Genomic DNA, 11,683 nt, shown 5'->3' on the forward strand with positions numbered 1-11,683 from the left:
TAATAATTAGTAGAAAACTAAATCGATGATTACCAGTGTAATACCAGCTGTTAACCAACCTAATGTTGTTGGTACAGACCATACCATAATTTGCTCTTTAATCTTAGTAATTCCAAGCATTCTATTAACTACCCAGAATAAACTGTCGTTGAAGTATGAGAAGACCATAGCACCAAAGGCAGCAGCCTGTGCAGCTAAAACTGGATCTAATCCCATATTAGAAACGATAGGTGCAGCGATAGATGCTGCCGTAATCATTGCAACAGTTCCGCTGCCTTGAACAAGCCTTACAAATGTTGCGATAAGGAAAGGAATGAGTATTGCAGGGACACTCCATGTTGCGACTTGTTCAGCAATGACTTGACCTGTGCCCCCAATACGTAATACTTCACCTAAGGCACCACCAGCACCTGTAACCAGTAGAATAATACCAGCGGATTTTACACCTTCTTCAAGTTCATTTAGAGTCTCGTCTTTAGTAAAATCTTTCGTTAAGAACACAAGCGCATAAATTAAACCTAGACCAACCGCGATGATTGGATTACCTAAGAAAGTAATATAATTCATTACTGTGTCAGATAGGTTGATGACACCCCCATCTTGCAAAGCATTCATTCCTGTATTACCAAAAATTAATACCAAAGGAATTAAAATAGGTAAAAACGATTTAAAGAATGATGGTAAGTTTTCCTCTCTGACAGTCGCCGCTTGTTCAAACTCTTTAAATGCTTCTTTGGCAGTCGGTCTATAATAACCGTCTCCATCTTCTTCAGGTAATTGATAAATTCTCTTACCTAACCATTTTGCATATAGGACACCGACAATAATAACTGGAAAAGAAACAACCAGTCCAATAATCACCATCATCCCGACATCCGCTCCGAAAATTCCGGCTACGCCTAGAGGACCTGGTGTGGGTGGTACTGCATGGTGCGTGGCAGCAAGTCCAATTGCTAAAGCAACACCAAGCGTCACAACAGACTTACCTGTTTGACGTGATAATGCCTTAACTAGAGGTTGTAAAATTACAAAAGCAGAGTCTACGAATATTGGAATTGCTACAATATAACCACTGATTGCGATTGCCCACTCCTCTTTTTTACGTCCTATAAACTTAATCATTGTATAAGCTAACTTTTCAGCTGCACCTGATATTTCCATGATTTTCCCCATCATGATACCTAGTCCAATAATAATACCAATCGAAGCGAGCGTTGAACCAAAGCCTGCTGAGATTGTTTCAATTGTATCTGTCGGAGACATGCCTCCGATAACACCTGTCAAAATTGCAGCAATTAACAGTGACGCAAAGACGTGAATACGGGTTTTAAGCACTAAAAATATTAACAGTACAATTCCGATAACTAAACCGACTATCATCTGAGTTGTAGAAACATCCGTCATTTAAATTTCCTCCATCTAAAACATAAAACGTTTTCACTTTTATGTATTTATAAATGGGCGGTTATCCCGCCCATTACTTATCTTTTAAACGTAAGCGCATATTCTCCCGCAAGTTTAATACATTCTTCCATACTTTCACTTGAAGCGATATTTTGACCAGCAATATCAAATGCTGTTCCATGGTCTACTGAACTTCTTAAGAACGGTAAGCCATTTGTAATAGAAATTGTTTTGTGGAAATCTGTCATCTTAGCAGCAATGTGTCCTTGGTCATGGTAAAGAGAAATTACTGCATCATAACGCCCATTTAAAGCTTGGAAAAAGACAGAATCAGCTGGTACTGGACCTACAACATCAAAGCCGTCTTCTTGAGCCAGTTTAATTCCCGGTGTAATTTCATCGATTTCTTCATTACCAAATAATCCGCCCTCACCACTGTGTGGGTTAAGACCAGCAACTGCTAATTTTGGTTCTTCAACACCAAGTTTAATTAGTGCGTCATAAGAACGTTTAACGTAGTCCTGAACACGTTCTTTAGTCATTTGATCAATGGCCTGTTTGATAGATAAATGTCTAGTTAAGAAGAAGATACGTAGGCTTCTCACTTGGAACATTGTTAAAGGATCATGTGAGTTTGTTAATTCTTCAAGCATTTCTGTGTGACCGATATATGGTACTTCAGCTGCTTTAAGAGATTCTTTATTTATTGGTGTCGTTGCAAGTGCATCGACTTTTTTATCCATCGCTAATTTGATTGCATATTCAATATATTCAAATGCAGCTTTACCGCACTGAGCTTGTACTTGACCGTATTCAAAAGTAGACATATCTACATTATCTAGGTCGATTAAGTTAATCACATTATTTGAAAAATCCGCTTGCGAAACTTCATCAATTACATTAATTGAGATATCTGTATTCGTAATTTCAATCGCTTTTTCAATTACTTTCTTATCTCCAATTACTACGGAATTTGCCGCTTCTAATACCTCTTTGTTAGTAAATGATTTAACTGTAATTTCAGGTCCGATCCCTGCTGGATCTCCCATTGGTACTGCAATAATTGCTTTAGACATACATAATTCCTCCTATTTTGATTTTAAATATTGGATGGCTTCATATAATGTTTCTCTGTTTCCAATCATGCCACCCTTAGTAATCAGTGGCAGACCTTCATATTCACCGCCAAGTAAATGACCGTAAGCAATCAGTGGTCCTACTTCATCGATAAGTTTAATACCACTCGCTAAAGTAATACTTGCTAATGATGCGGTCACATCGCCACCGCTGACGTAACACCCTTTAATTTCATGGCTGGATTCATCAATAAGACGTTTGGTAATTGTGGCGAGTCCATCAGTGATGCGTTTAGCTACTCTATCTGGTGTGACACCATTGACAGCAGCTATTTTTTTAATATCAATAATCACTAAATTCTCTTTGTTGGTTGTAATCACTGTCACTTCATTATCTTCCATACGTTTCTTAGCTTTTTTAACACATTTCTGAACCTCGTCGTGCCAATTGTGATCAAAGGTTGCAAGTTTTGTTATATCCGGTATTACCGGTTTAATCTTAAGTCTATCGATTAAGTAAACTAGTTGTTTTTCTGATACTTTAGTCGCTGATCCTACGGTCACAATTATCTTTCTATCATCACCGATTTGATTGGCCCTATACTTCGCATAGAGCGAAGTAAAGGGTCCTGGATCAATCGGAACAAGCTTATGACCCTTATATTGGCTGAGTGCCTCAGCAATAAATTCAATATCATTATTCGTGACCGCATCTAACACAACAATCTTGTTTCCTTTTTCTATAACGCTTTTAAAAGATTCTAAGAAAGTTTCACAGTCTTCAGACATATCATTTATGGTCATTACACCCACTTGATGCTCTGTTTGTGCACTAATGATCTCAGGTACATATGATGAAGTAATCGGTGTAATTGGATCATTGGCCGCATCTGTTCTATGTAAAGGCAGACTATCAACAATTAAGTACCCACCAACTGTAATCCGTCCTGAATCAGGAAATGACGGTACAACAACTCCGATGGTTTCTTCACCGACCGTTTCTAAGATCATATCAATTTCCTTACCGACATTTCCTCTTAAAGTAGAGTCCACTCGTTTTGCTAAAATATCCGCACCCCAGTGCTTCAATTTAGTTAAGGATCCACCGACTCTATGATCTAAAACTCTTTCACTCGCATATCTACTATCAGTGTCAATGACAATGACATCAGTATTTTCATCATTCAATAAGTCATTGTAATGAAAATACGTTGCAGGATGAAAGCCGTTTTCGCTCAATCGGACACCCGTCGCATTCGCGCCAGTTAAATCATCCGCAATAATTCCTACCTTCACTGCCTTACCTCCTTAAATGACTGTCGTTGCCGACTGCAGGCTTTTTCTTATTTCTTCATCTAGAGAATCGTCAGTAATAATACCTGTAAAGTCATTTAAATCGCATATTTTAGCGAATGCTGTGTGATTGAATTTACTGGAATCGACAACAAGATAAGATGTCTGCCCACATTCCACCATCAATCGTTTAACTTTCGCTTTTTCTATTGTTGGTGCATATATGCCTTCATAAACATCAATTGCTTGTGTACCTACAAAAGATACACTCACCTTTATTGAGTTCAGCATATCTACTGTCTGGGCACCATACATGGACCCAACATTCGTTTGAACTTGACCGCCTAAAATAATGACTTCGTGTTGACTATCAATTAATTCCGCGGCCGCTTTTATATCATTTGTTACAATTCTAACTTTGAAATCTACGCTTTTAAGTCGTTTACAAATTTCTAGTGTCGTAGTACCAGCATCGAGTAAGATTGTTTCATCTGGATGAATGAATTCTAATGCTTTCTTTGCAATCAACCTTTTCTCTTCGATATTAACCAACTGTTTTTTTACAAATGGGACTTCGTTCAAGAAAGAGTCCTTAAGCAAGATCGCATTAGAAGTACGGATGACTTGTTCATTTTCTTCAAGTTCCTTTAAATCTCGACGTACTGTCATTTCAGACACTGACAATTCCTCAGCTAGCATTTCAATCGTTACTTCACTAAACTCCGCTACCCGACTTAAAATATATTGCTGTCTTTTAGATTTCATCACCATCACCTTTAAATTAATTATATTGTTCAAATCTAACAAAGTAAATAATAAAGTGTGAATAATTAACAAAATATATTTCCTATTGTTATTTTTCAACAAAAATAAGACACTCCTCTATGAAGTGTCCTATTTCTTCAATGTCACTTTGTGTGCTTTTAGCCAAACTTCAATCTCTTTCATTCTATCTGTGTCACCCGCTTTTTTTGCTGCTTGATATTCTGCCAACTTATCCGTTACCTCATTTTGCACACCTTTTGAAACTTGTCTATTCCTGTCCTTCTCTATATCTTCTTCATATATGCGCTCGACTTTGAAGGTTAAAAACAGAGCAACAAGTCCAAAAATTACAGCAAGACCAATCGGTGAAACATTGGCAATATTGTTTAAGGTAGTTGTCTCTATAACATTTTTCGATAAAAATCCAGCAACTTCTGGGGTCACAAAACCAATAGCCATACCAATAATTACCTTGATCGGATCAAAATGATATTTCTTTTTTATAGGCGTTCTTTCATCTTCTTGGGATTTTAAAAACATAGGCATCTCCTCGTCGAATCTTCAAATCTATTATACTAGAAAAGATATGATATGCTAAGCGCTAAGATAACAATACGGAGGTATGACATCTTGAAGAAAAAGAAAGTTCAAAAGACGAATGCTATGAGACAGTTAGATAAAGAGAAAATCCCTTATTTAATTCACGAATATGCTTGGTCAGAGGACCATAAAGATACAGATCGTTCAGTCGACACACTTGAAGTGTCAGAACAAATAATATTTAAGACGCTTGTAGCAGTTGGTAATATCACAGGGCCAATTGTTGCTTGTATTCCAGCCAAAAAAGAATTGGATTTAAAGGCACTGGCAAGGGAAAGTGGTAATAAGAAAGTAGACATGTTGCATATGAAGGACTTGGAGAAAACGACCGGTTATATTAGAGGCGGTTGCTCACCTATTGGTATGAAGAAAAACTTTCCTACATTTATTGCTATTGAAGCTAAGTCACTTGATAAGATGGTTGTATCTGCTGGTAAAAGAGGAATGCAGGTCGAAGTGACACCTGATGATTTACTGAGCATTACTAATGGATCACTCGTAGATATAACTGATAAATGATTTGGTTACTAAATAAAAATAGAACAACAAAAAAAGGGGCTGGGACAAAAACTCTGAATATATAGGGAAATAATAAATTATAATAGAAAAGCCGAACGTTATACTTCTAGGGGAATATCATCTGCGTGAGACTACAGGCTCACGCGATGCCTTAAGAATTGCTAACGTCCGGCTTATTATATGAAGGGAATTGTTTTGTCCCAACCCTTTTTCAATATTTAAAATTTCAGTTTTCTGCGCTTCCTTATGCTTTAGATACGACAATCTCACCATTTTTAATGTGCGCTCTGACTTGTTCTAAACCATCCGATTCTAATATTAAATCAGTAAGTTGGTCTTCAATTCTATCTTGAATCACCCTTCTCAATGGTCTAGCACCAAAGCGTTTATCGTAACCGAGGCTCACTAATTTTTTCTTAGCGTCTTCAGTTACAGTGATGTTAATATCATTTTCCTTAAGTGTCTCTGATAGCTCATTAAGCATTAAATCAGTAATTTCCATCAGATTTTCTTCGGACAATTCATTGAAGTTAATAATTGCATCAAATCTGTTTAAGAATTCAGGTTTGAAGTAATCACTTAAGTTCTCAAGTGTCGTTACTGACTCATGTTGATTCGCATTAAATCCAACACTAGCGTTGTTATCTCCTGTACCAGCGTTACTTGTCATGATGATTACTGTTTCTTTAAAGCTAACAGTACGACCATGAGAATCAGTAAGCTGACCATCCTCCATAATTTGAAGGAACATATTTTGTACATCAGGGTGTGCCTTTTCAATTTCATCTAAAAGAATAATTGTATAAGGATTGTGACGTACTTTTTCTGTTAGTTGTCCTGCTTCTTCGTGACCAACGTAACCTGGAGGTGAACCGATAATTTTAGAGACAGCATGTTTTTCCATGTACTCAGACATATCTAATCTAATCATAGAGTCTCTTGTACCGAAAATTTCCTCAGCTAATGCTTTGGTTAATTCCGTTTTACCAACACCAGTTGGGCCAACGAATAGGAAGGAACCTATTGGACGATATTTAGATTTTAGTCCAGCACGGCTTCTTCTGACCGCTTTCGCTACCTTATCTACCGCTTGTTCTTGCCCAATTACTTTAGAACTAAGATTTTCACTCAGATGTCTCATCTGATTTTGTTCTTCTGCTTGTATTTTTGTTACAGGAATACCTGTTTTCTCTTCTACAATTAATTGAATATCTGTGACATCAACATCTAAAGTCTTTTGTTCATCCTCTGCTGCATCTAGTTGTTTTTGTAGTTGTAATTCTTGATATTTTAAGTGTGCTGCAGTTTCATAGTCTTCTTGTTCAGCAGCTTCATCTTTTTCTTTAGCAATTTTGTCTAATTTTTGTTTAATAGACTCCGTATCATTTTCAGCATTAGACAGGTTGAGTCGTGCACCGACTTCATCCATTAAGTCAATTGCCTTATCTGGTAAGAAACGATCTTGAATATATCTATTAGATAAGTTAACAAATGCTTCAATTGCATCATCAGAGTAATTGACCTCATGGAATTTTTCATAGCGATCTTTAATACCTTTAAGGATTAATACAGATTCTTCTAAACTTGGTTCTTTAACAATGATTGGCTGTAAACGACGCTCAAGCGCTGCATCTTTTTCAATTTGACGATATTCTTTTAGCGTTGTTGCACCGATGATCTGTAGTTCACCTCGTGCAAGTGCTGGTTTCAGAATGTTACCAGCATCCATTTGTGAACTTTCAGCAGAACCCGCTCCAACGATTTGGTGAATTTCATCTATAAATAAGATAACCTCTTTTCGTTCTTTCAATTCAGAGATTAACTGCTTCATACGTTCTTCAAACTGTCCACGCATAGAAGTGTTCGCGACTAGTGATGCGACATCTAAAACATAAATTTCTTTGTCCATCAACTTCGTAGGAACGTTGCCCTCAACAATTTTAAGTGCTAAGCCTTCAGCAATGGCAGTTTTACCAACACCAGGTTCACCGATGAGTACAGGGTTGTTTTTATTTCTTCTATTAAGTGTTTCAATGACACGTTTAACTTCTTTGTCACGACCAATTACAGGATCAATTTTCCCAGCTCTCGCCTCGTCGGAAATATTATTACCTAATTGATCTAAAAGTCCGTCTCTATTGCTTTCTTCTCTTGTTCTAGTGCTCGTTGCACTGTTTCCTTGTCCGTTAAAGTATTTATTGTTATTCATTGCATTATTTTGACCTTTAAAGAAATCGTTAGAGTTCATCATTTGTCCTTGGATTTCTTGGAAACAGCTGTCACATAAATGAACCTGCATTTTTTGGTTATTAAAATTCATTGCAAGGTTAACATTTGCTTCGTTAATACTACAATTTTGACATTTCATGTGTGTTTCCTCCTTTTAAAAGTGTTTCAATCATAGTTCGTTTTGACTTTGACTATATTTGACTATGTTTATAGTATAAAGCCTGATATCAGTGACTTCAAATTATGTGCTTATCAAATTTATAATCATACCGAGAAGTTTGACTATCTTTGACTTATGATTTTATTATACATTGACCTTGTTTGACTTTCAAGTTTTTTATACTTTTTCTTTACAAAATCTATCTTCGTATGTATAGTTGATTACACAACTAATCAACCACTCATCAAAAGGGGGTCTTCATGTGTGAAAGCAGTACTAGATGACTCAAAACCTATATTCCAACAAATACACGAAATGATAGAGGACGACATAATTGAAGGTGAACTCCAAGAAGGTGACCAAATCCCCTCAACGACGGAGATTTCGAAATTCTATCAAGTTAACCGTGCAACTGCACAGAAAGGTCTCACTGTCCTTGTTGAAGAAGGATATGCTTATAAACAACGTGGTCTCGGTATATTCGTCTCTAAAGATGCCCGGTCTAAATTATTAGAGAAGAGAAAAAATGAATTTAGAAAGCAATATATTAAACCTATGTTAGAAGAATCTAAACGCTTAGATATGGGGCTTGATGAAGTGATTAAGTTTTTAAAGGAGGATAATAATGATTAATTTAGACAATGTCGCATTTGCTTATGACAACAAATATATTTTAAAAGATATCAATCTTATAGAAAATAATCCGGTCATTATTGGTTTATGGGGAAGGAATGGTTCTGGTAAAACAACCCTTATGAAACTATTGTCAGGTTTAGAACACCCGACTTCTGGCACGGTCCATGTCGATGGTGAAATACCTTACAATAATATTGAAGCGATGAACCATGTTGCATTTATGCAAGAAGACCACCCTTATAGTGACTTGTGGAATGTTAATGACGCCTTAAACTACGCATCAAATTTTAATGATAAGTGGGATCAAGCTTTAGCTGATCAATTAATAGAAATTTTTCAACTTCCAAGAAAGAAAAAAATTCGTAAATTTTCTAAAGGTATGAAGACGATGTTAACTATCGCAATCGGACTCGCGAGTAAAGCACCCGTAACAATTTTCGATGAGCCATCAAACGGTTTAGATGCGCATATGAGAAAGCAATTCTACGATATCCTACTCGATTCATTTGAAGAAGATCCAAGGGTGATTCTCTTATCAACACACCATATTGAAGAAGTTGAACCACTGTGTGAAAAAATTGCAATTATAGATAACAATACGCTTCTAACCTATCAGGATACGGAATCACTTAAGACACGTGGTGTTCACTTAAGCGGTACAAGTGATGCTGTGAATGCTATTGCAGAACAGTACACAATTTTAGAAGAACGAAAGCTCGGCAAACAGCTCAACGTTATGATTGATGCACCGTATACAGAAGCATTAAAGCAAGAAGCTTTTTCTCACGGTGTTTCTATAGAAAAAGCTCCCTTCCAAGATTATCTAGTCAATTTAACTAAAAAGGAGGCAAAATTACATGCACACGCTTAATGGTCCTTTTAAAATCGTCGCAAAAGAAACTGGCATAACATTTTATATTAGTATTTTTGTTACAGTCGCCATTTTTGCTCTCTTTATTTTTTTAAGCTCGTTATCATCTGGCGCTAATAGTGTTGGCGCACTTTTCGGTCCCTTTTATATAGTGTTTCTGACACTGCCATTTATATTCTTTAAAGCGTATCGATTCATACTCGGCTTAGGCGGAACTAGAACTCAGTTTGTGTTATCAGCTTACCTATCAAGCATTTTATTTATAATAGCTGCATCAGTCGTACTGACTTTATTACACTTTATAGGGACAAATTTATTCGAGGATTCTTATTCTGTGTTTCACATGGCAGACATTTTAACTGACGCAAATATATTTATGTACTTTTGGATAGATTTCCTATGGCTATTCATTCTATTTGGTATCGGAATGTTTGCACAAGTTATCAATTTTAATATGGGAACAATGCGAACATTGATACTGCTTGGCCTAGTTATACTCGCTTCAATTTCAATCTACTTCTATATTGATTTTGGACCACTGTTTGAATTCATCATGACAGACTACACATTATTCATTCATATACTTGCAGGCGGATCACTAATCCTACTCGTCCTGTCATACTTCATGATGAGAAATGCGCCATTAGAACGTGGAGATCGTAAAATCGTTAAACCTTCAATTAAATAGTAAGATAAAATCCGTACATGTAGTCACGATCACATGTACGGATTTCTTTTATCGTAATTCTATTGTTAATATAAGCGATTTACCACTGACCTCACTAGTCATTTTTACTTGTTCTTCATCTGAAGTGTCTATGACCGCTTCACCGGATAGATGGTTTTCATCTCTATAAAAAAACTTCACTTTGTCTATACTAAAGAAATCGTGCTCTAGCATAGCGACCATACTATTAAGATGATCAAATTCTGAGTAATTCTCATATTCTAGTAGCTCTTTATTTCTTTCCTTAGTAAATTCTTCTAATGAGGCTCTATTAATATGCATTTTTAATAATGATTCTGAAATTTCTAAGTCATCAAAATGTTTACGATCAATCGACAGTCTTTTTTCTCCCAGACCGACAATGTCATCAATATACGTAATTGTATGAATGGTTACATCTTCTAATTTTGAATTATCTAATAGTTGAGTCATTTGAAATTCCTCACATTTTATTCAATAAATGATAGTTTGATTAAATCTTCTTCTATTTGTGTTCTTTTCTCTTCTAGGAATGGCGGTAAGTCTAAGTGATTTCCTAGTGATTTATTCGCTTCATCCTCTGTCATTCCGGGGCCATCTAAAGTTGCAATTTCAAACATTATGCCGTTTGATTCTCTGAAATACATACTCTTAAAAAAGTGACTGTCAATGACACCAGTTGAGCGAAAGCCCCTCTTCGTTACCCTCTCATGCCAAAACTCGAGCTCATCATCATTTCGAACATTAATCGCTAGATGATGTACACTGCCACGCCCTTGTTTTTCTCTTGGTCCATCTTTGTAAACAGTTAAAATTTCACCTTCATGACTACCATTTTTCGGTCTATAAAGACGTTGGTTGTCACCACCTGCTACCTTTTTATAATCGAACAGTTCAATCAGTGTTTTTTCAAGCTTATCCAATCGTTTTGCCGTCAACTCAACTGTCCCCATACTAATAATTTGGTGTTCTAGAGGGACTGCTGAGTCTTCCCAAGGAAGATAGTTCCCGTCGACTTGGTCTGCCACTTGAAGGACTAAATGTAAGCCATCTGGATCTGCAAACGGTAAGCCTCTTCTACCTGCGAACTGTTTGATACTACCGTATTCTACCCCATATTCGTCAAAGCGTTGTTGCCAATAACTTAAAGCCGCTTCGTCTTTAACCAATAAGCCAATTTTAGTTATCGCATTGGTGCCTTTATGTGTCTGTCCGATATTAGGCATTTCAAAAAAGGTAAGTTCAGTACCTGGTGTCCCCTTCTTATCGCCAAAAAATATATGATACATAGACGGATCATCTTGATTGACTGTTACTTTTAAACGTCTTAAACCGAGCACTTCATTGTAAAATCGATTATTCTCTTCTGCATCTTTTGTCATCATTGAAATATGGTGATGTCCGAGTACTGAATTCATATAAAT

The 11,683-nt window shown here is 36.5% G+C and carries 12 protein-coding genes; 4 read left to right on the forward strand and 8 right to left on the reverse strand.

All coding sequences use genetic code 11. From position 1 onward, the window contains the following. Window positions 1-6: 6 nt before the first annotated feature. The 5 genes from H624_RS0106980 to H624_RS0107000 form a co-directional block, all read right to left on the reverse strand. The gene (locus tag H624_RS0106980; protein WP_026866958.1) at window positions 7-1,404 is read right to left on the reverse strand and encodes a GntP family permease; all 1,398 of its coding nucleotides are present in this window, start codon (window positions 1,402-1,404) and stop codon (window positions 7-9) included. A gap of 77 nt (window positions 1,405-1,481) precedes the next feature. After that, the gene (pdxA, locus tag H624_RS0106985; RefSeq protein WP_026866959.1) at window positions 1,482-2,480 is read right to left on the reverse strand and encodes a 4-hydroxythreonine-4-phosphate dehydrogenase PdxA; all 999 of its coding nucleotides are present in this window, start codon (window positions 2,478-2,480) and stop codon (window positions 1,482-1,484) included. A gap of 12 nt (window positions 2,481-2,492) precedes the next feature. Then, on the reverse strand, window positions 2,493-3,776 hold the full coding sequence (locus H624_RS0106990) for a four-carbon acid sugar kinase family protein (RefSeq protein ID WP_026866960.1): 1,284 nt from the start codon (window positions 3,774-3,776) through the stop codon (window positions 2,493-2,495). A 12-nt stretch (window positions 3,777-3,788) separates the two neighbouring features. Further along, window positions 3,789-4,538 (reverse strand): DeoR/GlpR family DNA-binding transcription regulator, encoded by a 750-nt coding sequence (locus H624_RS0106995; RefSeq protein WP_051220517.1) that lies wholly within the window; start codon window positions 4,536-4,538, stop codon window positions 3,789-3,791. Window positions 4,539-4,667: 129 nt separating this feature from the next. Then, complete coding sequence (locus H624_RS0107000; RefSeq protein ID WP_026866962.1) at window positions 4,668-5,078, reverse strand: hypothetical protein; 411 nt, start codon at window positions 5,076-5,078, stop codon at window positions 4,668-4,670. Window positions 5,079-5,201: 123 nt separating this feature from the next. Here H624_RS0107000 and ybaK point away from each other — a divergent pair, with 123 nt between their 5' ends. Beyond that, complete coding sequence (gene ybaK, locus H624_RS0107005) at window positions 5,202-5,657, forward strand: Cys-tRNA(Pro) deacylase (RefSeq protein ID WP_342664967.1); 456 nt, start codon at window positions 5,202-5,204, stop codon at window positions 5,655-5,657. Between the two features lie 244 nt (window positions 5,658-5,901). Here ybaK and H624_RS0107010 read toward each other — a convergent pair whose 3' ends face one another. Beyond that, window positions 5,902-8,025, reverse strand: coding sequence for an ATP-dependent Clp protease ATP-binding subunit (locus tag H624_RS0107010; RefSeq protein ID WP_026866964.1), 2,124 nt, complete (start codon window positions 8,023-8,025; stop codon window positions 5,902-5,904). A gap of 285 nt (window positions 8,026-8,310) precedes the next feature. Here H624_RS0107010 and H624_RS0107015 point away from each other — a divergent pair, with 285 nt between their 5' ends. From H624_RS0107015 to H624_RS0107025, 3 genes are read left to right on the forward strand one after another with little or no spacing between them, the layout of a single operon-like run. Continuing rightward, entirely contained in the window at window positions 8,311-8,679 is a 369-nt protein-coding gene (locus tag H624_RS0107015; protein ID WP_026866965.1) for a GntR family transcriptional regulator, read from the forward strand. Beyond that, entirely contained in the window at window positions 8,672-9,553 is an 882-nt protein-coding gene (locus tag H624_RS0107020; protein WP_035856351.1) for an ABC transporter ATP-binding protein, read from the forward strand. Before H624_RS0107015 ends, H624_RS0107020 begins: the two co-directional genes overlap by 8 nt. After that, window positions 9,540-10,241 (forward strand): hypothetical protein, encoded by a 702-nt coding sequence (locus H624_RS0107025; RefSeq protein WP_026866967.1) that lies wholly within the window; start codon window positions 9,540-9,542, stop codon window positions 10,239-10,241. Before H624_RS0107020 ends, H624_RS0107025 begins: the two co-directional genes overlap by 14 nt. Window positions 10,242-10,289: 48 nt before the next feature. On the opposite strand, the gene H624_RS0107030 is transcribed toward H624_RS0107025, so the two are convergent. Both H624_RS0107030 and H624_RS0107035 read right to left on the reverse strand, forming a co-directional pair. Next, window positions 10,290-10,712: a hypothetical protein gene (locus H624_RS0107030; protein WP_026866968.1), complete on the reverse strand. Its 423-nt coding sequence runs from the start codon at window positions 10,710-10,712 to the stop codon at window positions 10,290-10,292. Between the two features lie 17 nt (window positions 10,713-10,729). Next, entirely contained in the window at window positions 10,730-11,677 is a 948-nt protein-coding gene (locus H624_RS0107035; protein ID WP_026866969.1) for a VOC family protein, read from the reverse strand. Window positions 11,678-11,683 lie beyond the last annotated feature (6 nt).

Origin of the sequence: Jeotgalicoccus marinus DSM 19772, from assembly GCF_000425825.1 — a bacterium.
Classification (GTDB): domain Bacteria; phylum Bacillota; class Bacilli; order Staphylococcales; family Salinicoccaceae; genus Jeotgalicoccus; species Jeotgalicoccus marinus.